This window comes from Nonlabens dokdonensis (assembly GCF_002162835.1).
In the GTDB taxonomy this organism is placed as follows: domain Bacteria; phylum Bacteroidota; class Bacteroidia; order Flavobacteriales; family Flavobacteriaceae; genus Nonlabens; species Nonlabens dokdonensis_B.
In genome coordinates this window covers 1-24,009 of record NZ_MAAX01000021.1, presented here as the reverse complement: position 1 = coordinate 24,009, position 24,009 = coordinate 1, and the positions used below count along the sequence as shown (strand labels likewise).

General features: G+C 34.7%; 23 protein-coding genes. 10 read left to right on the top strand and 13 right to left on the bottom strand.

The window, feature by feature from the left end; translation table 11 throughout:
• Positions 1-13: 13 nt before the first annotated feature.
• From A9Q93_RS01290 to A9Q93_RS01270, 5 genes are all read right to left on the bottom strand, one after another.
• Positions 14-1,399, bottom strand: a complete 1,386-nt coding sequence (locus A9Q93_RS01290; protein ID WP_369674680.1) for an exopolysaccharide biosynthesis polyprenyl glycosylphosphotransferase — start codon at positions 1,397-1,399, stop codon at positions 14-16.
• Positions 1,400-1,432: 33 nt separating this feature from the next.
• Positions 1,433-2,446: a glycosyltransferase family 4 protein gene (locus A9Q93_RS01285; protein WP_303685570.1), complete on the bottom strand. Its 1,014-nt coding sequence runs from the start codon at positions 2,444-2,446 to the stop codon at positions 1,433-1,435.
• Positions 2,443-3,819: an O-antigen ligase family protein gene (locus A9Q93_RS01280; RefSeq protein ID WP_303685569.1), complete on the bottom strand. Its 1,377-nt coding sequence runs from the start codon at positions 3,817-3,819 to the stop codon at positions 2,443-2,445. Before A9Q93_RS01280 ends, A9Q93_RS01285 begins: the two co-directional genes overlap by 4 nt.
• Before the next feature lie 84 nt (positions 3,820-3,903).
• On the bottom strand, positions 3,904-4,230 hold the full coding sequence (locus tag A9Q93_RS01275; protein ID WP_303685568.1) for a MerR family transcriptional regulator: 327 nt from the start codon (positions 4,228-4,230) through the stop codon (positions 3,904-3,906).
• Between the two features lie 26 nt (positions 4,231-4,256).
• Entirely contained in the window at positions 4,257-5,237 is a 981-nt protein-coding gene (locus tag A9Q93_RS01270; protein ID WP_303685567.1) for a M23 family metallopeptidase, read from the bottom strand.
• 155 nt (positions 5,238-5,392) lie between these two features.
• On the opposite strand from A9Q93_RS01270, the gene alaS reads away from it, so the two are divergent.
• From alaS to A9Q93_RS01250, 4 genes are all read left to right on the top strand, one after another.
• The gene (gene alaS, locus A9Q93_RS01265) at positions 5,393-8,014 is read left to right on the top strand and encodes an alanine--tRNA ligase (RefSeq protein ID WP_303685571.1); all 2,622 of its coding nucleotides are present in this window, start codon (positions 5,393-5,395) and stop codon (positions 8,012-8,014) included.
• A gap of 1 nt (position 8,015) precedes the next feature.
• Positions 8,016-8,561 carry a hypothetical protein gene (locus A9Q93_RS01260; protein ID WP_303685566.1) on the top strand — a complete coding sequence of 182 codons (546 nt, stop codon included), beginning with the start codon at positions 8,016-8,018 and terminating at the stop codon, positions 8,559-8,561.
• Positions 8,562-8,674: 113 nt separating this feature from the next.
• Complete coding sequence (locus A9Q93_RS01255) at positions 8,675-8,965, top strand: hypothetical protein (RefSeq protein WP_303685565.1); 291 nt, start codon at positions 8,675-8,677, stop codon at positions 8,963-8,965.
• A gap of 5 nt (positions 8,966-8,970) precedes the next feature.
• Positions 8,971-9,261 (top strand): hypothetical protein, encoded by a 291-nt coding sequence (locus A9Q93_RS01250; RefSeq protein WP_303685564.1) that lies wholly within the window; start codon positions 8,971-8,973, stop codon positions 9,259-9,261.
• Between the two features lie 26 nt (positions 9,262-9,287).
• On the opposite strand, the gene A9Q93_RS01245 is transcribed toward A9Q93_RS01250, so the two are convergent.
• Positions 9,288-10,124: a formate/nitrite transporter family protein gene (locus A9Q93_RS01245; RefSeq protein ID WP_303685563.1), complete on the bottom strand. Its 837-nt coding sequence runs from the start codon at positions 10,122-10,124 to the stop codon at positions 9,288-9,290.
• Between the two features lie 171 nt (positions 10,125-10,295).
• On the opposite strand from A9Q93_RS01245, the gene A9Q93_RS01240 reads away from it, so the two are divergent.
• Together A9Q93_RS01240 and A9Q93_RS01235 are read left to right on the top strand one after the other, a co-directional pair.
• Positions 10,296-11,213, top strand: coding sequence for a GSCFA domain-containing protein (locus A9Q93_RS01240; RefSeq protein ID WP_303685562.1), 918 nt, complete (start codon positions 10,296-10,298; stop codon positions 11,211-11,213).
• Positions 11,214-11,837: a DUF4230 domain-containing protein gene (locus tag A9Q93_RS01235; protein ID WP_303685561.1), complete on the top strand. Its 624-nt coding sequence runs from the start codon at positions 11,214-11,216 to the stop codon at positions 11,835-11,837. It abuts the gene before it with no gap.
• Between the two features lie 4 nt (positions 11,838-11,841).
• On the opposite strand, the gene A9Q93_RS01230 is transcribed toward A9Q93_RS01235, so the two are convergent.
• Positions 11,842-12,180, bottom strand: coding sequence for a hypothetical protein (locus tag A9Q93_RS01230; RefSeq protein WP_303685560.1), 339 nt, complete (start codon positions 12,178-12,180; stop codon positions 11,842-11,844).
• A gap of 144 nt (positions 12,181-12,324) precedes the next feature.
• Between A9Q93_RS01230 and A9Q93_RS01225 the strand changes: the two genes are divergently transcribed.
• Positions 12,325-13,035, top strand: a complete 711-nt coding sequence (locus tag A9Q93_RS01225) for a DUF6498-containing protein (protein WP_303685559.1) — start codon at positions 12,325-12,327, stop codon at positions 13,033-13,035.
• Between the two features lie 76 nt (positions 13,036-13,111).
• Here A9Q93_RS01225 and A9Q93_RS01220 read toward each other — a convergent pair whose 3' ends face one another.
• From A9Q93_RS01220 to A9Q93_RS01210, 3 genes are read right to left on the bottom strand one after another with little or no spacing between them, the layout of a single operon-like run.
• A complete protein-coding gene (locus tag A9Q93_RS01220; protein ID WP_303685558.1) occupies positions 13,112-13,582 on the bottom strand; it encodes a sensor of ECF-type sigma factor in 471 nt (156 codons plus the stop codon).
• Positions 13,579-14,103 carry a hypothetical protein gene (locus tag A9Q93_RS01215; RefSeq protein ID WP_303685557.1) on the bottom strand — a complete coding sequence of 175 codons (525 nt, stop codon included), beginning with the start codon at positions 14,101-14,103 and terminating at the stop codon, positions 13,579-13,581. The genes A9Q93_RS01220 and A9Q93_RS01215 overlap by 4 nt, the downstream gene beginning before the upstream one ends.
• A gap of 30 nt (positions 14,104-14,133) precedes the next feature.
• The gene (locus tag A9Q93_RS01210) at positions 14,134-14,682 is read right to left on the bottom strand and encodes an RNA polymerase sigma factor (RefSeq protein ID WP_303685556.1); all 549 of its coding nucleotides are present in this window, start codon (positions 14,680-14,682) and stop codon (positions 14,134-14,136) included.
• A gap of 118 nt (positions 14,683-14,800) precedes the next feature.
• On the opposite strand from A9Q93_RS01210, the gene A9Q93_RS01205 reads away from it, so the two are divergent.
• Positions 14,801-15,535, top strand: a complete 735-nt coding sequence (locus A9Q93_RS01205; RefSeq protein ID WP_303685555.1) for a Bax inhibitor-1 family protein — start codon at positions 14,801-14,803, stop codon at positions 15,533-15,535.
• Between the two features lie 61 nt (positions 15,536-15,596).
• Complete coding sequence (locus A9Q93_RS01200; RefSeq protein WP_303685554.1) at positions 15,597-16,385, top strand: zinc-dependent peptidase; 789 nt, start codon at positions 15,597-15,599, stop codon at positions 16,383-16,385.
• A gap of 76 nt (positions 16,386-16,461) precedes the next feature.
• Here the strand turns inward: A9Q93_RS01200 and ettA are convergent, their stop codons facing one another.
• From ettA to A9Q93_RS01185, 3 genes are read right to left on the bottom strand one after another with little or no spacing between them, the layout of a single operon-like run.
• A complete protein-coding gene (gene ettA, locus A9Q93_RS01195; RefSeq protein ID WP_303685553.1) occupies positions 16,462-18,153 on the bottom strand; it encodes an energy-dependent translational throttle protein EttA in 1,692 nt (563 codons plus the stop codon).
• Positions 18,140-18,550: a hypothetical protein gene (locus A9Q93_RS01190; RefSeq protein ID WP_303685552.1), complete on the bottom strand. Its 411-nt coding sequence runs from the start codon at positions 18,548-18,550 to the stop codon at positions 18,140-18,142. The genes ettA and A9Q93_RS01190 overlap by 14 nt, the downstream gene beginning before the upstream one ends.
• Before the next feature lie 9 nt (positions 18,551-18,559).
• Positions 18,560-18,739, bottom strand: a complete 180-nt coding sequence (locus tag A9Q93_RS01185) for a CAL67264 family membrane protein (RefSeq protein WP_303685551.1) — start codon at positions 18,737-18,739, stop codon at positions 18,560-18,562.
• Positions 18,740-19,013: 274 nt separating this feature from the next.
• Between A9Q93_RS01185 and A9Q93_RS01180 the strand changes: the two genes are divergently transcribed.
• On the top strand, positions 19,014-23,855 hold the full coding sequence (locus A9Q93_RS01180) for a T9SS type B sorting domain-containing protein (protein WP_303685550.1): 4,842 nt from the start codon (positions 19,014-19,016) through the stop codon (positions 23,853-23,855).
• The last annotated feature ends 154 nt before the right edge of the window (positions 23,856-24,009 follow it).

Genomic DNA, 24,009 nt, shown 5'->3' with positions numbered 1-24,009 from the left:
CTGTGACATAAAATTATTGTCCTTTAAAGAAAACGATGGTACTCACAGTTTTTACAATAATTCTCATATCTAGAAAAACACTGCGCTTTTTAATGTAATAGAGATCATATTGTAACTTTCTCAAATGATCTTCATCAGTAACACCATATTTAGTTTTTACCTGAGCCCAACCTGTTAAACCAGGTTTTACTACATGACGTGTTTCATAAAAAGGGATTTTTTCTGAAAGTTGCTCAACAAATACTTCTCTTTCTGGACGAGGACCGATAACACTCATTTCTCCTTTCAAGATATTCCAAAACTGTGGGAACTCGTCAATTCTCGTTGCTCGCAAGAACTTCCCAAATTTAGTGATTCTCACATCGCCTTTAGTTGCAAATTGAGCGCCTAGTTTTTCAGCATCACGAACCATTGTTCTGAATTTTACAATTTTGAAAACCTTCCTATTTAAACCTACTCTTTCTTGCGTGTAAAATAAACGACCAGAATTCCCTAAAACATTACCTATTAAAACAAATGGAATTAAGATAATACAGAAAATAAGTCCTATTAATGATGCTGCTATGTCAAAAGCGCGATGATAAACTTTGTACAATCTGTTTTGATTATTACGTGCAAATGGAAAATATTTATAAAAATCCTTGCCTACGTACTGTACCGGGATTCTATCGGTCATTTCTTCATAGACTTGTGTATATTCTCTAACAGAATAGCCACCTTCTACTAACTCGATAAGCCAGCGATATAAGTTTGAAGTGATTCCTTCTACTTCATTACTTGCAACTACTACTTCTGTAATATCTCTAGATTTAAACAACTGGTGAGCATCACTTATGGACAACTGTTTAATACCTACATAATGTCCTGCTTCTATGGCAGGACCTGTGTTTATAAATCCTTTTATATCATAGTTAGGATCTACATCTTGAAGCGATTGAGCAACCATTGCTGCTTCACTCGCATCTACTATAAGGATACTATTTTTATTAAATCTAGAACTCGCAAATAATTTTATATAAATCGCTCTCCATATTAATAACGGCAAGGTAACAGCGAGGTAAAAATATAAGATTTGAATACGATTATCAGGTAACTCAGGAGTAAAAAATGGTGTAAGTAGATAAAACAAACATGTAATTGATCCTGCGGTAATAGCTCCTTTAAGTGAGCCTGTAATCCTGCTTGCTCTTTGAAGATTATATAATTCAAAAATAGTAGCAAAAAACAATAAATATGCTGCTAGAATAACAGACCATATCCACTGCCTATGATTGATACCGAAATATTCCAGCCCAAAAATTATTCCTACTAGTTCTAAGGATCCTAATACCACAAAAACATCTATGATGCGTAATAATATCTTACGCTCAGACATTTCAAAATGTATCGATTTTGCCACTAGAATTTCAATTTGAGATGGTAAAGATACATTTTAAGATTGGAGTAAAGCGTTCCATTTGTGACGAACTGTCCTCCATGAATAAAAACTTGCCGTCTCTCTCGCATTTCTTATAATCGCCTGACTGTGTTCTTGTTGACTTATCAATTCTTCAATAGCACAGACCATCTTGTCCCTATCGTTATCTGGTACAAGCTTACCGTTTTTATCGTTTTCTATAAGATAAGAAATCCCTCCGACGTCTGTAGAAACCACTGGTAGCCCTAGTGCCATAGCCTCAATAAGGCTGACAGGTAAGTTATCAAAATGAGTTGTATTTAAAAATATATTATTATTTTCACTCAACTTGATCCATGCTTTTTTAGCTAGCAAGCCTGTAAATTTGATTTCTAATTGTAGCTTTTTTGCTAGCATTTTACATCTTTCTAAAGATCCATCCTTTTCCGGACCTACCATAGTAAGAGTTGCTGCTGGATATTTATTTTTAATAGACTCAAATACTTTTATCGCCATCTCCGGATGATATATCTGGGCAAATGACCTTACCCATAACAACTTAGGTGTATTTATTGCCCTCTCTTGAAATGGATAGCTATCTAACTCGATAAAGTTATTGATCTTAGTAAGGTTGTGGTATCCCGCTTTCGCGAAAGCGGAAATTAAATACTCACTTGGACTGACTATTGCGTGCGCATTTTCTAGATAAGCATGAATTGCTTTAGGGTTTTTAGTAATTCTATTGGGTAAATTACCTCCGTGAAGAATAGGTATGTATTTAATTTTTAAGCTTCTGCAAAGGCGAGATATAGTAATCGCGTACCAAAAGTTTTTTGTACTGTAAGTATCAATTAATACAACGTTTGCCCATTTTCTATTAATGTAAGTCATGCGCATCATATGCAACATACGCTTGCTTATGTTTCTTATGGACGATGCATATCTTACTTGATATCCTTCCTTTTGTAAAAGTGGTCCAAGAACGTCTATCGTTGTTGCTGTCCTACCTTTAGCAGCTAGTTTATTGCCTATGTACAGAATGTTTTTCATTGCAAAACGGCCATCTCTGGTAACTTTTCCTCTTTTACTTTTTTCTTCTTTAATTTAGGTTTTACTACATATAATAAGGCCATTCCATAGAAAAATGCTGGTGCGGCAATACGCATCGCACTGTGATTAATAGTTGCAAACCAAAATATTAAAAAAGCATAGAAGTAAACATTTCCTTTATGCGTTAAACGAAAAATGAGTGGCGTGATGATTAAAACAAATAATGATAATATACCTATGCTTCCATGCTCAGAGAGCAGTCTACTCGTTTCGTTATGTGAAGCAGCGACAATTCCATCTTTTTTTGCTCTATAATATTTTACCATTCCTGCGCCTATTCCTCCTATAGGGTTTTCTAAAAAGGCCTCAAGTTCAATGGAAATAAGCTCTGCTCTACCTGTTGATAGATCTTCTTTTGCTCTTCCTGCTGCATCTTCATTTGCATACCTCTTGTCTATTAATCCACTAGTAGCTAATGAAGTATAACCCCACGCAAGCATTAACCCTACTGCAATGACACTCAATTTAGGAATAAAAGCAAACCTAAACTCAGATCTTTTTAAAAAGAACAGAGTAAATATTACTGCCGCAATCATAAAGAACGCGGTTAAAACTCCTCCACGAGAAAAAGTTACCCAACCGCGATAAGTAAAGGCTAGAAACAACACGATGTCAAGAATATTTAAACGCAAACTTTTAATACGCAAGAATCGTATGAAACTAATGAACATCCCTATCCCTAGAGCTGTAGCTACCTGGTTAGGTCCATATCCACCAGAGGTTGCAAAGTTTGAAGCCGTGTTTGTTACCACTTCCCTAATATCTGGTGTCACTATAAAAAGATAAAAACACAGCATGACTATAGGTCCTACAGATAGTTTTAAAATTTCTTCTAATCGTACAGCAGTAATTTTTCTTTGAAAACAATATAATGCAACTATTCCTAGGGTAACCGGACCGCTCAAATTAAAAGCAATAGCCTTTCTTAGAGACTCGTTTAACGGTATATTTTGAGACGCAATTACTATACTAGGGACTAAGAGTAATAGATAAAAAACAAATGGAATAGATTTAAGTGAAAACCCTCGTAAAACCAGACCTGCGAGCATAAAAAGTATGACAAGGTATTTGATCATCTCATAAAATAATAACGCTCCATTCATTCTTAGAAACACCTCTAGGCATGAAAGATAACAGGCGGCGAGAATTACTTCATTATTTTTATTTGCACTGGTAAATAATCGTAAAATAAAATAAACGATAGTGGCATAAAAAAAGATCTTTACTAGAAAGGGAGCCGCAATCATAAAGATGGTGATCACCACATGTCCTGCAATTATAAAAGTATAAGGAAGCTTCTCAAATTTGATCATTAAAATCGCAGTAATTAGATAGAGTACTTTAGGAATACAAATCTACAGTTTTACCTCTATTAGATTAGGAAGAACTCAAAGTAATTATAATTGAGATTTAATCTTAAGTAACTCTGCTTTTACATATTCTAATTTATTTATGATCTCAATGGTATTCAATTCTTTCCTATGATTTTTCATATAATCTCTAGCACCTTCAAGAGTAAAGCCCTTCTCTTTTACCAGATGATAGATAATTTTAAGGTTTTTTACATCCTCTTTGGAGAACTTGCGATTACCTCTGGAATTTTTTTTAGGTTGTAAAACATCAAACTCTTTTTCCCAAAAACGCACCAAAGAAGCATTTACTTGAAAAGCTTTTGTTACTTCTCCCATGGAATAATATAATTTTTCAGGAAGTTCTATGTGCATTTATTTAGATGTAAAGTGATCGATTATTAATCTAGTGAAATATTTTCTTCTTGAGATTTTTTCAGTAAAGCATTAAATTCTTGCGGACTTAAATTACCATAATAGAAGTTTATAGGATTGATGCGCTCATCATCTTTAAAAACTTCATAGTGCAGGTGCGGTGCTTGTGACCTACCAGTACTTCCCACATATCCTATAATATCGCCACGCTTTACTTTTTGTCCGGGACGCACATTGTAAGGTTTTACATTACGTAAATGAGCATATAGTGAAATATAACCAAAACCGTGATCTATTCTTATATGGTTTCCATAACCAGAGCTATTGGCATCTGCTCTAGTGACTACACCATCACCAGTAGCAAACACTGGCGTACCTCGAGGTGCAGTAAAATCCATTCCATAATGAAACTTTCTAGTTTTGTTAAATGGATCTGTTCTATAACCATAACCACTCGCCATACGCGTTAAGTCTTGATTACGCACTGGTTGTATAGCGGGAATAGAAGAAAGTAATTTTTCCTTATCCTCAGCCAGAGCAGCTATTTCTTCAAGAGACTGCGATTGTATAGCAGTTCTCTTTTTAAGCTTATCAATAGATTCTTTGAGCGTGGTAATCTTTTGAGCACTAGGTTGTCCTTCAAATTCCTTGTACCTATTCACTCCTCCAAAACCTGCCTGGCGTTGCTCTGCTGGAATAGGATTTGCATCAAAGTAAATTCTATATATCGTATTATCGCGCTCTTCCACATTTGCAATTACCGCACTTAACTGGTTTACATCGTTTTGCATTTCATCCAGGCGCAATTCCAGATACTCCACTTTACCTTTTGCCTTTCGCAATTGTGGTGATTCAAGAAACATATCAGCAAACAAAAAACATACTAACCCAAAACAAAAACTCGCAAATAAAAAGAGTAGACTTCTAAAAAAAACTCTTCTTTTTTTAGTCTCTACCTTTCTATAAGAAAGTGTTTCAGAATCGTAGTAGTACTTGACCTTTGACATACGGTTTATTATGCTATTTTTGTGCTGCTTTTAAGAACGGAATATACTATTAAAAGTTGTTTTTAGATCTCGCTTTCGCGAAAGCGGAATGCTTAACAAACAATATTCCTCTAAGCAAAAATAAGAAAATTGAATTAACCGCTAGTGCAGCCAGAATGAAGTCAAAACAAATACGTCAAACATTTTTAGATTTTTTTGAAAACAAAAAACACCAAATCGTTGCTAGCGCTCCTATGGTGATCAAAAACGATCCTACGTTAATGTTTACTAACGCTGGTATGAACCAGTTTAAAGAATATTTTTTAGGCAATTCAGAACCTAAAAACAACCGCGTTGCAGATTCTCAAAAATGCCTGCGTGTAAGTGGTAAACATAACGATCTAGAAGAAGTAGGTGTAGATACCTACCACCACACGATGTTTGAGATGTTGGGGAACTGGAGTTTTGGCGATTATTTTAAAAAAGAAGCCATCGCCTGGGCTTGGGAATTACTCACCGAAGTTTATGGCATTGATAAAGATTGTCTTTATGTAACAATATTTGAAGGTGATGCTGGTGAAAAACTAGATCGCGACACTGAAGCTTACGACTACTGGAAAGAACTTATTGCTGAAGACCGTATTTTAAACGGCAATAAAGCAGATAACTTCTGGGAAATGGGCGCGCAAGGACCTTGTGGACCATGTTCTGAAATTCATGTAGATATAAGAAGTGATGAAGAAAAAGCACAAGTAGATGGCGCTACGCTTGTAAACATGGACCATCCACAAGTGGTAGAAATATGGAATCTAGTTTTCATGCAGTACAACCGCATGGCAGACGGTAGTTTGCAAAATCTTCCGGCACAACATGTAGATACGGGAATGGGTTTTGAACGTCTTGCGATGGTGCTGCAAAATGTACAATCCAATTATGATACAGATGTTTTCACACCTCTTATTAGAGAAATAGAAACCATAACTGGTCATTCTTATGGTAAAACAGAGCAAGAAGATATAGCAATAAGAGTAATTGCAGATCACCTTAGAGCAGTATCCTTCTCTATTGCCGATGGACAATTGCCATCCAACAATGGTGCTGGGTATGTGATACGTATGATATTGCGTCGTGCTATACGATATGGATTTACTTATCTAGGAAAAAAAGAACCATTTATCTACCAGCTAGTAAATACGCTGTCTAAGCAAATGGGTGATGCATTCCCGGAGCTTAAATCTCAAAAGAATCTTATTCTTAATGTAATTAAAGAAGAAGAAGCTTCTTTTTTAAGAACTTTAGAAAATGGACTTGCCCTTCTTGATTCTATGGTTGCAACCATGAAAAATGATGGGGTAACTACTCTGGACGGTAAGAAGGCCTTTGAATTAAATGACACTTATGGATTCCCTAAAGAGCTGACTCGTTTGATTTTAAGCGAGCAAGGTCTTCAGATGGATGAAGACGGTTTTGCAAAAGCTCTTAAGAAACAACAAGAAGGTTCTAGAAAAGCTAGCGCAACTGAAACTAGCGACTGGACTACTTTAAGAGATGATGACACTCAAGAGTTTGTAGGTTATGACAGACTTTCTGGTGACGTACGCATTTCTAAATATAGAAAAGTAGTAAGTAAAAAAGACGGTGAGTTATATCAAATAGTCTTTAATATGACTCCGTTTTATGGAGAAAGCGGTGGGCAGACTGGTGATAAAGGATATATAGAAAATGCCAGTGGCGACACAGTTTACATTATAGATACTAAAAAGGAAAACGGACAAACTGTTCATCTTACTAAGAACCTTCCTCAAGAACTTGAAGGTCCTTTTAAAGTTACTGTAGATGCTCATCAACGAGCACGTACTGCGGCAAATCATACCGCTACGCACCTACTTCATCAAGCTTTGCGTAAAATTTTAGGCACTCACGTAGAACAAAAAGGATCTATGGTGAGAAGTGCTAGTTTGCGATTTGACTTCTCTCATTTCTCTAAGGTAACAAAAGAAGAGCTCGTAGAAATTGAGAACTTTGTTAATGCTCGTATTAGAGAACAATTGCCGCTAGAAGAAAATAGAAATAACACTTATGATCAAGCTATCGCTGAAGGCGCGATTGGACTTTTTGGCGAGAAATATGGCGACGTAGTTCGTACTATTAAATTTGGTGAAAGTCAGGAACTTTGTGGAGGAACTCACGTAAAAAACACTGCCGATATCTGGCATTTTAAAATAACAAACGAGACAGCAGTAGCCTCTGGAATACGACGTATTGAAGCAATTACGAGCGACGCAGTAAAAGATTTCTTTGCAGAGCAATCTAAAAACTTTGAAGAAATCAAAGAAATTTTAAAGAATCCTACTAAAAGCCCAGCAGAATCTATCGCAGCTCTTCAAGAAGAAAACAACGCTCTTAAAAAAGAAGTAGAACAACTCAAAAAGGCCAAAGCTGGAAACCTCAAAGGCGACTTAATTAGCAGTGCTCAATTAATCAATGGAGTGAATTTTATCGCTACAAAGACAGATCTAGATACAAAATCAGTTAAAGAACTTGCTTTTGATATAGAACGAGATATGGAAAACTTGTTTTTAATCATAGGAGCAGAAAATGATGGCAAAGCGACTTTGACAGTTATTTTAAGTAAAAACTTGATCGAGGAAAAGAGCCTTAATGCTGGTAGTATCGTACGAGAACTAGGTAAACATATCCAAGGCGGCGGCGGCGGCCAGCCACACTTTGCTACCGCTGGTGGAAAAAATGCTGCTGGAATTGATGCTGCGCTTGAGGCGGCAAAAGAAATGGTGTAAAATGATAATTTTAAAAGAGGAATTTACTATAGATGATGCTTTAGTAGGTTTATTTTATCATACCCAACATTCTGAGGATTATAAAAAGAAACTAAATAGATATAGACTTGTAAGTCCATTAATATGGCTAGCCTGCGCTAGTGTAATATTTTACATAAGATCTTTGCCTATTTGGATATATTTAATTATTCTAACCTTTTGTATACTGTGGTATGTTTTTTACCCTATTAGATTCAAGAAATTGATTTTAAAGAAACACCGAGAATTTTTAAAAAATAAAATAGATGAATTAGGTGCACTGCTAACTAAAAAGGACGTTTTTCATTTATCTAAGGAACAAATCATTATTGAGGGAAATAATACACAAACAACTATTACTCCTAATCATATTGAGAAAATGCTAGTACTTAATACTCATTTAGTAATTTTCATTAAATCTGGTGGAACAATCTCTTTCAATAAAGATTCTGCTAACTATGATACATTTTATAATTTCTTTACCTCACTTAATTTAAAAAAAGAGAGTGACTTAAACTGGAAAATATAGTTTGATACTTTAAAATTAGAGATAACTAGTCAATTATTTTTTTATATTCTTCTTAAAATATGAATATTAACAACTACTCGTAACATATCCCTTACAAAAGCTACTCATATGTTATGGGAGTAGCAACTAAACATTTACTTGACAAGATAGACCGCATACGTGCAAGAGGCGATCAACGTCGTGCAGATCGTATTGCAGATGCGCGCACTGGCTCAATTGCTACTTACAAATCAGCAACAAAGAAACGTGTCTTTACAGCCGAACAAATTGAGAAAGCTAAAGCACAATTTAGAAACAACCTTAAAAAAGATAGATGGATTGTTTTTAAAAGGATTCTGTTTGTATTTGTTATTCTACCTCTTTGCCTTTGGTTGTTTATGGTATTTTTAAACTATTTCAATTAATTCCTATGAGTTTTGGCGGTTCAGTACAAGGAATGATTACAGCGATGAAGAATAATGCAACGCTTAAAAAATCACGAAAAAAATTCAAAGGACTTGATGAAACTACCTATATCTATAAAAAAAACAACAGAAAAGAATCCTTTACACCAGAACAAATTCAAGAAGCAAAAGATGCTTTCCAGATAGAGGTTCAAAGAGAAAAAAGAAAAACATGGCTTACATTATTTCTTACCTTGATAGTGGTGCCATTAATTCTTTGGGCAGTTGTTGAGCTTTATCTATTTGCGTTTTATTAAAGTGAGAAAAGCTTCATAGAATCATTTTATTTCTTTGACTTGGAATTATTTGCTAGAAAGGCGCCGTATTTTAAAATAGCGACAAACACTACACCACCTAACGCATTACCGAACAAAGAAGTACCTTGAAAAGTAAGGTAATCCATGATAGTAATTTTATCAGTAACTAGAAAACCTGCAAATACCTCAATACTCCCTACAATACTATGGTGCAATCCAGCTAGAGCTATAATAAAAGTAATCACATAAATAATAAGAATTTTACCAGTAGCTCGATGTGTTGAAGTAATAATCCATGATAACAATGCCATTAACCATCCGGCTAGGACAGAACTGGCTAAGATAACTTCCCTAGAAAAATGATTCACATGTTCAGCTAGGTTTGTTATTCCTGATATAGAAATAATACCTAGCTCTGGACCTATCCAGACTAGAAAACCTCCTATTAAATAACCACCTACCAGATTTCCTAAAATTACAATTCCCCATAAAGCCATAAGGTCTGACAAGGTTTTTCTACCACCTAAAACTGGAAGAGACAATAAAGAAGTTTGCTCTGTAAAAAGTACAGACTTACCTAGAACAACTAGTATAAAACCTAACGGATAAACAAAAGCAGCTATATAAGGAATGAATTCTTTATCTACCTTACCGTCTAAAAAACTATATACTATAACAACAACTAGAAAACTAAAACCTATTTCTAGACCTGCCATAAAACTACTGAGAAAAGTAGAAAGTCTGTTTTTCTTGTATGTATCTAGGCCTTCACAAAGTTGTTTTACAAGAATATCATCATGATCTTCAACCTTTTTCTTTTCTGACTTTGTTTCTATTACTTCTTCTACTTGATTATCATTCATTTTAATAAATATTTGAGCGGTAACTGTTTGAATAGCATACAGCTCAGTTTACTGCTAAAGATAAAGTGGAATAAAGCACATTTAATATTTGTTAAGATTCATTTATGTTTATTATCAATATTTATCTTGATCTATTTAGGTTGTACCTTTATAAAAAACTTGTAAATTCCTATGAAGTTAAGCACTGTCGTACCTGTTGATACATCTTTTTCTTTAATTGATTACGATTCTAAAATCGTTCTTCTAGGCAGTTGTTTTACAGAAAATATGGGTGCCAGATTATCGTATTTTGGATTTTGTACAACAGTAAATCCATTTGGTATCATATTTAACTCTACTAGTTTGAAAGTTTTAATTGATCGGGCTGTTACAAGAACAGCTTTTACTCAAGAAGACTGCACAGAGTATTTTAGTTATTTAGCCCATTCAGATCTCAATGCCTCTTCACCAGACCAGCTTTTAACAAAGCTTAACGATGCTAGAGAAGTTCTAGAAAACGCAATTAAAAACGCTACTCATTTATTTATAACCTTAGGAACTGCTTGGGTCTACCGGCATAAAGAACGCAATATGATAGTAGCAAACTGTCATAAACAACCCCAAAAAAAGTTTACAAAAGAATTACAAACAATAGAAACTATTACTTCAGACTTAAACCAGATCTCACAACACGTAAAATCTATTAAAAAAGACGTTAGCATCACTTATACGTTGTCACCTGTACGTCATATAAAAGACGGTTTTATAAACAACCAGCGTAGCAAGGCACGATTGCATGAGGCTATACATTCACATCTAGAAAGAACAGATGAAACTTATTTTCCCGCTTATGAAATAGCGATGGATGAGTTAAGAGATTACCGTTTCTATAAGCGTGATATGGTTCATTTAAACGATGTAGGAATAGATTTTATATGGTCTCGCTTTCGCGAAAGCGGTATTAATACAAACACCATAACACAACAAAAAGTAGTAGAAAAATACAGAAAACTGATTCAACATAAGCCTACGGACCATCAAGCTCATAAAATTCAAGTTCAAAAAATGAAAGAAGAATTATTACGTAAGTTTCCTAAAACACAGTTGTAGATGAAAGATATTTTTAAATATGTTATCAGTGGACTTATCGCAGTTTTGATTTTCTATACCGTCACTTCTTTAATGGAGAGCAGCAAAGAAAAAGAACAACTTCTTGCAGAAACTGCGCTCATTGAAAAAGAGATAAAAAACGTAAGTAAACTTGTGGTTACAGAAATGAAATATGCTAAGGTGTACACGTACGAAAGCACCAAATCATACGGCTGGGATTTCTTTTCAAGTCAAAAAAGTGCGTTGCTCGTGTCAAATGCTACGGCACAAATTTCTTACGACTTGAAAAAGTTAAAGTACGAGGTTGATCCTGAAAGTAAAACGATCACATTACTCTATTTACCAGAACCAGAGCTTATTATTGATCCAAATATATATTTCTATAAAATGGATAATGGTTTAGTCAACAGGTTTGAGGGCAGCGATTACAACACGATCAAACGTAAAATAAAATCTGATCTTAAAAAACAAATTAAGAAAGATAATGTCATGAAAAATGCTCAAAACAGACTACTCACAGAATTGAGTAACATCTATATTTTGAGCACTAGTATGGGATGGAAACTGGTATATAATGAAACTGATATTCACAATACCGACGATCTAGGAAGGATACTTTTCTAGATTATTATTCCATAATTTTATGTTTTGCAGCGATTGTTTTCTCAAATTCTGCTTCAAGCAATTGGTAATATTTATTAAAAATTTCTTTTTTAATATTACAAGATTTTGCGTTTTTCTCTAATGCTGCGGTAAATTCTTCTGAAGTCATTTTTTTCTCCATGAAGTCATTAGTAAGCTGAGGACGTTCCATCTTACAAGAGGCGTAGTCGTTATAAGCAGCTACATAGTTTTTATAGACCTCGCTACTTAAGACAGGATCCTTAGAATTAATAACATTTTTTTCTGACTGTTGATTGCAACTTGTAAGCAAAGTAAAAGAAAGTAATAGAATTAGATTTTTCATAATAACCAATTATATTTTTGATAAAAATAAACACTCCTTTATTTTTCACAAAATAGCAAGACTAATTTTTAATTGATAATATAAGACAGTTGTCCTATAACACCTTACTTAACTACAGTCTACTTTTGAATCATATACTTACTTATGTGGAAACTTGTTTTATATCCTAATAAAGCTAACGCAAATTTATATATAGCAGCAGCCTTTGTATTATTTCTATATTTCACTGGTACTTTAAGTGCCATGGCTATTTTATTTGCCTATTTTCTAGAAACAATTATCATAGGACTATTTATGGTTATAAAAATGTGCTTTATCACTATTTACAGTCATGAAAATAAAGGAAGTAACATAGGTAAAATCTTTTTCTTTTGTGTGCATTACGGCGGTTTTGTAGCTATACAATCCATTTTTGCTTTTACTTTTCTTGAGGTAGATAAAACTGACGGTATAGTAAACGGCTTTAATATTCTAGAAAATTACCGCTATGTTCTTCAACTAGAAAACATATGGCTGCTATTAGGATTTACAATTCTTTCTCATTTTTACACATTAACTACTGTATTCATAAATGAAAAAAGATATAAGCAAATAACTACCTTTGAAATTATGGTTGCACCTTACATTAGGATTATTGTGCAGCAGTTTGTAGTTATTCTTGCTGGCTTTTTTATGTTTTGGAGTAGTGCTACCGCTGCTGTATTGTTGTTAGTTTTTATACGCACCTTTGTAGATTGCTGTATCATTGCTATTAAAGACGATAGTCCACTATTAGAATGGCTGGTAAAACAAAAACGTCCACCTGAAATAACAGAAGAAGTATTTAGAAAACAATTAAAAAACCTAACCGAATAAACATCTTAAGTTTTTAAAAGCAAAAACCCTTTTTTAAATTAATAAAAAAGGATTTTTATTCAAATCAACTAAACCATTATTTTCTAGATCTGCGATCTCTATATTCTCTCATCATTTTACGTCTGAAGTCTACCTCTGCCTTTTTAAGTTTTAAAAAGCGTTTTGCTCCTATCACAGCAATAATTTCATCATGCTTATAATCGATATTTGTAGCACTTATTTTCTGATCTAAGGCAACCATTTGATCTACGTATGATGCTGCTTCTTTTTCTGACATATTATCAAAGGTTTTTTCTACCTTTTTAATAAGCACTTTTTTTTGTCTTTCTAGGCGGTCACGCTCTTCTTTAATTTCATTATAAAGTGGCCAAAATTTCTGCGCCTCAGCAGTAGTGAGTTCTAGTTCTTTAGTTACATGCGCAATAAGTAAAGATTTGATCTGATTTCTCATCTCTTCTTTGCGGCTTTTTCTATCACCATCATCTGGTGGTTGCGCGGTCATATTCAATGTGAATAAAGCACAAACAATTATGAATATATATTTCATTCTAGTAGCATTTGATCTAATGAACTGTCTTCCATAAGATAGTCTAACAACTCATTATCTGTTATTTCTTGTTCTATTTTAATATTACTTAGGACGCTATTATCTGCAAATAGTATCTCAATAGACTCTTCATCTTGTAAAAAATTAGATTGAGCCAGATATTCTACAATTTCTTGATCTTCCACATCAGCAAACGTCACGATATCATTTTGACTTGTAGTAAACATTCCATTAATAGCCATGATGCCTATAAATACAGCAGCAACCGCTAGTAAAGGGTATAACCATTTCCTAGAATTGCCAGACTGCGATTGATGCAGTGAAACCACTTTAGTTTCTTGCTCCAGATGCGACATCAATTTGTTTTCTAAATGCTCAAAATAATCCTCTGGCACTTTAAATCCTGTAGGGATTTGGTCAGCTTTAACCTCTACATTTTCTAATACACGATCAGTAAGTTGATCAAAGTAACCGGCTGGTACTTGAAAACCTGTCTTGTTATGTATTTCATTCTTTCTCATATTCTTATGACTCAATAAAAGTCATTTAGTTTAATGATCTTTTAAAAAATGTTCTACTTTTTTTGCGGCAATATGGTAGGTACTTTTAACAGCACCTTCAGTTAAATCAAGTATCTCTGCAATCTCTTTAAATTTGAGATCGTCATAATATCTAAGATTGAATACTTCTCTCTGTCTATCTGGTAATTCTAACAAAGCTTTTTGCAATGCAAGTTCTATTTCATCACCAGTAAAATAAACATCTGCTTCTAGTTTTTCTGTTAAATGTTCTTGCAGCTCTTGAGATGACAATTGTAAATTACGAGCCTTTTTCTTTAGGAATGTCATACTTTCATTATAAGCAATCCTAAACATCCATGTGGAGAGTTTGCTTTTGCCATTAAAGTTTTTTATCCCTTTAAAAATTTTAATAAAAACATTTTGTAGAACATCATCTGCATCATCATGCACGAGAACTAACTTCCTAATTTGCCAGTATAATTGTTCTTGATTTTGAGACACCAGTAGTCGGAACCCTTGATTTGCAGTTGCATCATCAAGTATTAATGAAAGGATCTCCTCATCTGGTGTGTTCTTCATACGTTTACTAAGACCATTTATTCACACAATGGTTTAATTGTAGATAAAAATAATTTAAATGAATCATTAACGTTAAACAAGGACATAATAATTATATTTACTTTATCAATTAGATATTATGAATCAAGACCATTTCCCTCAATACGATCAACAGTTTGAAGCATTATCTGCGGTTACTGACGATGTAAGAGCTGCTTTTTATAAAAAGACCTACGCGCATGTCGCTGTTGCTGTTCTTCTTTTTGTTATTGTAGAGGCCATTTTATTACAGATAGAACCTTTGGTAAATTTCATGTTCAGTCTTACACAAGGATGGACCTGGTTAATCGTTCTAGGAATATTTATGTGGGCGACATCCTATGCCGAAAAGATGGCTCATAAATCACATGTTAGATCTAAGCAATATATAGGATTACTGCTATGTGTTGTAGCCTATGCAATTATTTTTCTACCTCTTATTTCTATCGCATTACAGTATCAAATGTTTTATGGTGAGCAAGAAGGAAGTAATTTATTGAGTCAGGCTGCCGCGGTGACTCTATCTTTATTTGCAGCACTAAGTGCTGTTGTAATAGTAACTAAAAAAGATTTTTCGTTTCTAAGAAGTATACTTGCTGTAGGTTTCATAATCGCATTAGGTTTAATCATTGCTGGTATGATCTTCGGTTTTGATCTAGGCCTTTTCTTTAGCGGTTCGATGGTAGTGCTTGCAGCTGGATCTATTTTATACCAAACTTCAAATCTTGTACATGAATATCATACTGATCAATACGTAGGTGCTGCAGTAGGCTTGTTCTCTTCACTGATGCTACTATTTTGGTACATCTTGCAAATATTTATGTCCCGCGATTAATTATTTAATTTACATACTAATTTTTCAACCCAACTCAGAAACCTTTTGGGTAGCACCTTATGTGATTACAGCTTTTATCTTTGGACTGGTAATGGTTGTTATCCATTTTATCTTGCGCAACCTACAAATAAAGCGAGACTTCTTATGGTATAGACAACTGCTGTCGCATCGCAGGTTACCGCTTTCGCGAAAGCGGATTCTAGAAAATTATCCGTTCTATAAAAATCTTAATCCTAGGTTTAAAAAAGAGTTTGAACATAGAGTTGCGACCTTTATAGAAGCAAAACAATTCAAACATCGCTATGAAGATCATGTTACAGACGAGCAAGTGGTACTAGTCTCTTGTGTTGCATGTAGACTGACCTTCGGTAGGCGTAATTATGCCTATCCTTTGCTCAATGCAGTGTTGTTTTTTCCTGAACCTTTTATGAGCCCGACTAATGAGGCGTTGCACAAAGGAGAATTTAATCCTACCGCAAAAGTCCTTGCTATTTCATGGCCAGATTTTAAAAAAGGTATGGACGTAACTACTGATAATTTACATCTAGGTTTACATGAATTTACTCATGTGATACATTTTGAAAGTAAACATAGCAGTGATATAGATGCCACTCGCTTTAAAAAATTTACACAAGAAATTTTACGAGAGCTTATGAAGCCCGAAGTAAGATCAAAGGTTGATGCTACAAAATTCTTTAGAGCATACGCATTCACAAATCAATATGAATTTATGGCTGTGCTTTCGGAGTACTATTTTGAGTCTAACGCCTTATTCAAACAAGAATTCCCTGCTATTTATAAGCACTTAACTAAGGCCTTGCTTTACAAAAAAGAGTGGATATTGAATTAATTTTACTTTTCAAAAATAAAACCCCAAAGATTTTGAAAACCTTTGGGGTTAAAAATTAAAATAACTAAAAAGACAACTAGTCTCTAGTCAACTTTTTATAACGTATTCTTTTAGGAGCGTGATCACCTAAACGTTTCTTTTTGTTCTCTTCGTATTCTGTAAAACTACCTTCAAAAGAATAGATTTGAGAATCTCCTTCAAATGCAATAATATGTGTACAAACTCTATCTAAGAACCATCTATCGTGCGATATAATTACCGCACAACCAGCAAAATTATCAAGTCCTTCCTCTAACGCTCTTAAGGTGTTTACATCAAGATCGTTTGTAGGTTCATCAAGTAGTAAAACGTTTCCTTCTTCTTTGAGTGTCATCGCGAGGTGTAAACGGTTGCGCTCTCCACCAGATAAGGTAGATACCTTCTTATTTTGTTCACTTCCAGAAAAATTAAAACGACTCAAGTAAGCTCTAGAATTCACCATTTTTCCACCCATCATGATTAAATCTTGACCGTCAGAAAAATTCTCCCAGATAGATTTATTAGGATCTATATTAGAGTGTGACTGGTCCACATAAGCCAGCTGCACTGTTTCTCCTACGCTAAAAGAACCTTTATCTGGTTGCTCCTGCCCCATAATCATCTTAAAGATGGTAGTTTTACCAGCACCATTAGGTCCTATAATACCTACTATTCCATTTTGAGGTAGTACAAAATTCAAATCTTCATAGAGCAACTTATCACCAAAGGCTTTACTCACTCCATTTGCTTCAATCACATTTGTTCCTAAACGTGGACCATTAGGAATATAAATTTCTAGCTTCTCTTCTTTTACCTTTTGATCTTCATTTAAAAGTTTGTCATAGTTATTAAGACGAGCTTTTTGTTTAGTTTGTCTACCTTTTGCCCCTTGACGTACCCAATCCAGCTCTCGCTTTAAAGTCTTTTGTCTTTTAGAGGCCGTTTTTTCTTCCTTAGCAAGTCGTTCTCCTTTTTGTTCTAACCAGCTAGAGTAATTTCCTTTCCATGGAATTCCTTCACCACGATCTAATTCAAGAATCCATCCTGCAACATTGTCAAGGAAATATCTATCGTGAGTTACTGCGATTACAGTTCCTTTATACTGAGCAAGGTGTTGCTCTAACCATAATACAGATTCTGCATCAAGGTGGTTAGTAGGCTCATCCAGCAGTAAAATCTCAGGCTGTTGTAATAATAATCTACATAATGCTACACGACGTCGCTCTCCACCAGACAGGTTTTTAATCTCAGCATCTCCAGGAGGCGTTCTTAAAGCGTCCATCGCAATTTCTAGCTTGGTGTCTAGTTCCCAAGCATTTAATGCATCGATCTTATCTTGAAGCTCTGCCTGACGGTTCATAAGCTTCTCCATCTTATCTGCATCTTCATAAACCTCTGGCAATCCAAAATCGTCATTGATCTTATTATATTCATCAAGAACGGCAACAGTGTCTGCGACACCTTCTCTCACGATTTCCATAACCGTTTTACTCTCGTCTAATTGCGGTTCTTGCTCTAGATAACCTACATTATAGCCAGGTAAGAAATTGATTTCTCCTTGGTAATTCTTTTCAATCCCAGCGATAATCTTCATCAAAGTAGATTTACCAGAACCGTTAAGACCTAGAATACCGATTTTTGCCCCATAAAAAAAGCTCAGGTGAATGTTCTTCAAAACTTGTTTTCCAGTACTCTGGTAAGTTTTTGAAAGACCTGACATAGAAAATATTACTTGTTTATCGTCGCTCATGTGATGTCTTTTTATCTTTTAAAATTGTATATAATTGTTCAAGAGAATCGTCGTGGTATCGCTTTCGCGAAAGCGTAACCGGATCCATCCCTTTTGATTTAATATAAAGACCTTTTTCTGAAAGATCCAGTATTTCTAATTCATTAAAGGTAAAACCAAAAGTTTTCCTACCTACTAATTTTACAGTGATGGATTTTAAACTATAGGATACAGCGTTGCGAGTAGAAAACCCATCAAAACTATTAATGTAAAATAATGTAATTGAAATTAAAGCAAAAATAGAGCTGTAAAGTGTTGCATCTAGAAAAAATAAAACGGCTGCAAGAATTAACCCTAAGATAGCCGTACCCATAATTATTCTATACTTAGGTGTATTGATATCTTTAAAATGAATCACCTCTTTCACCTATACTCTACCTTTAAGAGCGTTAAATACCCATGCAATCGCAAAAAAACCTATTCCTATAGCTGCAAAACCAAAACCAACATCTGTATAACGATAAGCGCCTAAGGCTATTAACCCTATACCGATAATAATCATTATCAATGTTGCCCAACCTAATACTCCATTTTTATTCAATGCCATGTTCTATCTAAATTAGTTTGCAAATATACATAGTAAAAATGTGCTGGTAACTTAAAAACTCTCGATGAAAAGCGAGTAAATAGGTTGAATTATGTTAAATAATAACAGTTGGTGATAATGAAGCTTTTAATTCTTCGTTCTCTTTTCAAAATATCGTTTATTTGTCCATCCCTCATTATAATATTTGACTTCTCAAGTGGTTTCAATCATGATGTTCTCATCTTTGAAAATCAATAGATTATAGGATATTTGAAAATTAATAAATAACTTTATTTTGAATAGTAAGATTTACTGTCGCCCATTACTATACGCTGCATTTTTATTGTTGAGTTTTCAAGGGTTCTCACAGCTCATAAACACATCCACATCCTTGCCAGTGGATCAACTAGTACAGCAAGCCTTAGGAAACGACTGTGTTGAGATAACAAATATTACTTCTAATATCAATGGTAGTGTAGATGGATTAAATAGTTTTGGTAGTTTTTCACAAGGCGCTTCTGCTTTTCCATTTACAGATGGTTTCTTTTTGAGTACTGGAGATGGAAACCGAATAGGAAACAATATTTTAAGTACCGATTTGAGCGATGGAACAACCGCATGGACGGGAGATAGCGATCTAGAAAATCTCACTGGTATCTCAAATACGGTAAACGCAACAGTTATTGAGTTTGATTTAATAAGTACTTCTAACAGAATAAGTTTTAATTATTTACTCGCTTCAGAGGAGTACCAGCAAAACTTCCCTTGTAACGTAGGTGATCGATTTGCCTTGTTACTTAGACCTTTAGGTGGCACTTATCAGAATATAGCTGTTTTACCTGGAACCTCTACTCCAGTAGGAATAGATACCGTCCATCCAGAAGTCGTAGGACAGTGTCCCGCAACAAACCCTAATTTCTTTGCAGGACAATCTTTAGGAGATACGAATTTTGAAGGTCGCACGGTCACTTTGACTGCTGCTGCAGATGTTGTTCCTAACACCACTTATCATCTCAAAATGGTAATTGCAGATCAGTCTAGCTTTGACCCTACGGCATATGATAGTGCTATTTTCATAGAGGCTGGAAGTTTACAAGCCGATGTTAATCTAGGTCCTGATTTATTTCCATGCGCTGATGTTACTCTAGATGCTAGTATTGCAAACACTCAAGCGACTTTTAGGTGGTTTAGAGACAATATTGAAATTATTGGGCAAACCAATAGCACTTTATTAGCTAACACAAGTGGCACTTACCGAGTCGAAATAAGTGTAGCTTTACCGGACTCTAACTGTATTATTACAGATGATGTCGTGGTAACTATTGATCCTAATCAATTGAATATAAACATAGCAGATCAAGAAAGATGTGATGACGCTAGCGCAGATGGCTTTGAGTCCTTTGATCTCATTACTTTGGGTACGAGTGCGCTCACACAACTGCCTACAGGTAATTATACTGCTCAGTTCTATGGCAATCAAACTGATGCGCAAAATGAAGTCAACGAGCTAGCAGATAATTATACTAATGTTACAAATCCTCAGACCATTTTTATACGCATTAATGATCTAAACACAGGATGTCAAAGTATACGACCTGTAAATTTAATAGTAAGTGATGTGCTAGTCGCAAATGATGTTTCTTATACCACTTGCGATAATGATCAAGATGGAATAGTAGCAACAGATTTATCTCAATTTGACTCTCAAGTAACTACTTCCACATCAAATGTTAGTATTTCTTATCATTTAACTCAAAATGATGCGATTAATAATACAGGAGGTTTATTTAATCCATATACTAACTTTGGAAATCCTGATACGATTTTTGCTCGTATTTCAAGCAACTTAAGTGGATGTTTTGCCACAAGTGAAATAACTATAAACGTCGAGTTGCCTCCTGTGTTAGATTCTGACTTTGCGCTTATTGACGCTTGTGATACCGATAACGATGGTTTTGCAACATTTGATTTGACAGGTATTATTCCAGAATTTACCACCTCACCTTCTAACTCAACAATTTCTTATCATTTGTCTCAGCAGGATGCAGAAAATGATGTCAGTCCTATTACTAATCCAAGTGCATTTAATAATACTAACGCACGCAGCCAGACTATCTTCATAAGGTTTGAGTCTAATACTAATGGTTGTGCTACAGTGGTTCCTGTACAATTGTTCACCAATTTATTATTAGATAGAACTAATATCAGAGATTTTATTGCTTGTGATGACATAAGTAATGATGGTATTGAGGAATTTGGAATGGATATTATTGCTACTACGATTATTAATGGATTAGATGACGTCACTATTGAGTTTTTCGAGACTCAAATGGATCAAATGGCCGATGTCAATCAAATTGATCCTACTATGGGTTATTTTAATACGTCAAATCCACAAACGATTTACATCAGGATAAACAGTCCTACTTGTACAGAGTTTGCCGAGTTTCTTTTAATTGTTGAGCCTTATTTTGAATCTGCTCCTATTCCTGATCAAACATATTGTGATGAAGATCAGGATTTATTTACGTTTATACCACTCAATGAGTTTGATGATGCGGTAAGAGGAACTTTTGGTCAAGATCATAGTGTTTTATATTATCAATCTCAAGCAGATGCAGATAATAGATTCAATCCTATAACCTCTATATTTAATAATACTAATCCAGTGACGGTTTACGCAGAGTTGATTGCTCCTACTGGCTGTAGCGACGTGCAATCTCTCGATATCATAGTTATACCAGCACCAGTGGCTGGCACTCCTAACGGCTTCATCATTTGTGATAACGATCAGGATGGTTTTTTTATAGTTGACTTGACTTCTCAGGAAGCACAAATAACTACTGATGCTAATAGGTCGATAAGCTATCACAATGATTTTTTTGATGCAGAATTAGGACTTAATCCCATCACAAATCCCTCCAATTACAACGCCCAAACTGAAACTGTGTTCATAAGAGTAGAAAATACCATTACAGGCTGTGAAACGATAGTTAGTCAACCTATCATTGTAAACACCTTACCTATTTTTCCGGCAATTATTGTTTACCAATTATGTGAAACTGATGGTAACAATGTAGAAGATTTTTTCTTTTTTACTAGAGATACAGAGATATTAAACGGTCAAGCTGGAAAAGTCACAAGATATTTTACTAATCCTGCTGATGCTAATTCTGGCAATAATGAGATAGACAAGTTCACCGCTTATCAAAATATTAGTGATCCTCAAACAATTTGGGTAAGAGTAGAAAATATTAGCGATCCATCTTGTTTTGGCGTAGACTCTTTTCAACTCGTAGTAGATGAAGCACCTACATATAATACACCATCGGACATTCGTATTTGTGATGATAACAATGATGGTTTTTCCACTATGGACTTGCAACTGACTATCAACGAAATAAGGCAAGGAATAACTTCAAATCTCAACGTGAGCTTCCACGAGTCCATTTTTGATGCTGAAATTAACAGCAACGCACTTCCTATTAACTTTACAAATACTTCAAATCCACAAACAATCTATGCTCGCATAGGAAATGATGTCAACTGTTTTGAAGTAGAAGATATCCTGATAAACGTAATAGACAGTCCTATCACAAATGCAGTTACCGCATCTACTATTTGTGATGATGACCTAGATGGATTCAATACATTTGATCTTACCAGTAGAGAGGCAGAAATTGTCGGAACAAGACCTTTCAATTCTACCCTATCATGGCATACCAGCATTACCGATGCTCAAAGTCATCTTAATCCCATTTCAAACGATACTTCTTTTACAAATACTGTGAATCCTCAAACGGTATATTTAAGATTTTTTAATACCATATCACAGTGTTTTACAATTGAACCGCTTGAATTAATTGTCGATTTACCACCTCAATTAAACGATAATACTAGCTTTACTATTTGTGATAACCCTAATCAACTAGCAAATTTAAACGACGTGGTACCTCAGATTATAAATCCAGTGTTACCTACTCAAACTATAAGCTTTTACAGTACGCTTCTTGACGCACAAGCTAGCTCCAATCCTATTGGCTCCACCTATAATTACACAGCTTCAAATTCCACTTTGTTTATAAGAGTAGAAGACACATCAACTACTTGTTTTTCAACGGCTAGCTTCAATTTACAAATCCAGAATCCACCACAAATAGCTGCTTCTAGTAGTTATGACATTAGGGAATGTGATGATAACTTTGATGGTTTAGGCAGTTTTAATCTTGATAATAATGATAATGTAATTTTAAACGGATTAAATCCTGTAAATCACACTGTGCAATATTTTTCCTCTCAAACAGACGCAGAAAATGATACAAATGAATTAGTAGATACTAATGTTACTGTAGATCAACAAGAAACATTTTTTGTTAGAGTTACAGAAACCACATTAGGGTGTTTTTCTATTGGTGAATTTGAGGCGATAGTAGATCCTTTACCTATTGCAGAAGTAGATCCTGTCCAAGTTATATGTAATTCTGGGTTTGTGAATGTTGATGCCAGCGCAGGTTTAAGTGGCGCAACTTACCGCTGGTCTACAGGCGAATCTACAAGTAGCATTAATATTAGCACTCCTGGTAGTTATAGTGTACGAGCTACAAGTTCATTAGGTTGTTTAGGTCCTTTAGTATCATTTGATGTTACAGAATCTGAGACTGCTATGGTAGATTTTGTCGCTTCAACTAACTTTGGCGACCCTAATACTATAACTGTTACTGCAAGTGGTATAGGTGATTATCTCTATGTTCTAGATAATGGTCCTGAACAAGAAAGCAATATTTTTACAAATGTGAGCCGTGGGTTTCATGAAGTACGAGTAATTGATCTTAATGGCTGTGAACCTACGCCACCACAAATAGTTCTAATTATAGATTATCCACGATTTTTTACACCTAATAGTGATAGTTTCAACGATACTTGGTATGTCGAGGGAATCGACACCTTTGATAAGGCAACATTCTACATTTTTGATAGACATGGTAAATTATTGAAAAGCTACGGCAAGAACTTCTCTGGTTGGGATGGAACCTATAATAATAATCCTATGCCATCTTCAGACTATTGGTTTTTACTTGAGGTGGAAGACTCAAGAGGATCGTTTGAGGTAAAAGGCCACTTTAGTTTAAAGAGGTAAATAAATAGCAAGCATATCTATTGAAAATAAATTAACAGAAAAGTTTTAAAGGATCTCGCTTTCCATTTTTTTTAATGGAAGTTTATCCTAAGGTAGCTCAGGGCGAAAGCGGAAAAACAAAATCTACTACCAGCTTCCACCTGCGCCGCCACCG

Bases quoted from the DNA above. Each gene is read 5' to 3' on its own strand.
- A9Q93_RS01185 (WP_303685551.1), bottom strand. From the start codon at position 18,739: ATGGCATTGAATAAAAATGGAGTATTAGGTTGGGCAACATTGATAATG.
- A9Q93_RS01210 (WP_303685556.1), bottom strand. From the start codon at position 14,682: ATGAAGAACACACCAGATGAGGAGATCCTTTCATTAATACTTGATGAT.
- A9Q93_RS01260 (WP_303685566.1), top strand. From the start codon at position 8,016: ATGATAATTTTAAAAGAGGAATTTACTATAGATGATGCTTTAGTAGGT.
- A9Q93_RS01285 (WP_303685570.1), bottom strand. From the start codon at position 2,446: ATGAAAAACATTCTGTACATAGGCAATAAACTAGCTGCTAAAGGTAGG.
- alaS (WP_303685571.1), top strand. From the start codon at position 5,393: ATGAAGTCAAAACAAATACGTCAAACATTTTTAGATTTTTTTGAAAAC.
- ettA (WP_303685553.1), bottom strand. From the start codon at position 18,153: ATGAGCGACGATAAACAAGTAATATTTTCTATGTCAGGTCTTTCAAAA.
- A9Q93_RS01205 (WP_303685555.1), top strand. From the start codon at position 14,801: ATGAATCAAGACCATTTCCCTCAATACGATCAACAGTTTGAAGCATTA.
- A9Q93_RS01220 (WP_303685558.1), bottom strand. From the start codon at position 13,582: ATGAAATATATATTCATAATTGTTTGTGCTTTATTCACATTGAATATG.
- A9Q93_RS01250 (WP_303685564.1), top strand. From the start codon at position 8,971: ATGAGTTTTGGCGGTTCAGTACAAGGAATGATTACAGCGATGAAGAAT.
- A9Q93_RS01280 (WP_303685569.1), bottom strand. From the start codon at position 3,819: ATGATCAAATTTGAGAAGCTTCCTTATACTTTTATAATTGCAGGACAT.
- A9Q93_RS01275 (WP_303685568.1), bottom strand. From the start codon at position 4,230: ATGCACATAGAACTTCCTGAAAAATTATATTATTCCATGGGAGAAGTA.
- A9Q93_RS01255 (WP_303685565.1), top strand. From the start codon at position 8,675: ATGGGAGTAGCAACTAAACATTTACTTGACAAGATAGACCGCATACGT.
- A9Q93_RS01240 (WP_303685562.1), top strand. From the start codon at position 10,296: ATGAAGTTAAGCACTGTCGTACCTGTTGATACATCTTTTTCTTTAATT.
- A9Q93_RS01215 (WP_303685557.1), bottom strand. From the start codon at position 14,103: ATGAGAAAGAATGAAATACATAACAAGACAGGTTTTCAAGTACCAGCC.
- A9Q93_RS01235 (WP_303685561.1), top strand. From the start codon at position 11,214: ATGAAAGATATTTTTAAATATGTTATCAGTGGACTTATCGCAGTTTTG.
- A9Q93_RS01270 (WP_303685567.1), bottom strand. From the start codon at position 5,237: ATGTCAAAGGTCAAGTACTACTACGATTCTGAAACACTTTCTTATAGA.
- A9Q93_RS01230 (WP_303685560.1), bottom strand. From the start codon at position 12,180: ATGAAAAATCTAATTCTATTACTTTCTTTTACTTTGCTTACAAGTTGC.
- A9Q93_RS01245 (WP_303685563.1), bottom strand. From the start codon at position 10,124: ATGAATGATAATCAAGTAGAAGAAGTAATAGAAACAAAGTCAGAAAAG.
- A9Q93_RS01225 (WP_303685559.1), top strand. From the start codon at position 12,325: ATGTGGAAACTTGTTTTATATCCTAATAAAGCTAACGCAAATTTATAT.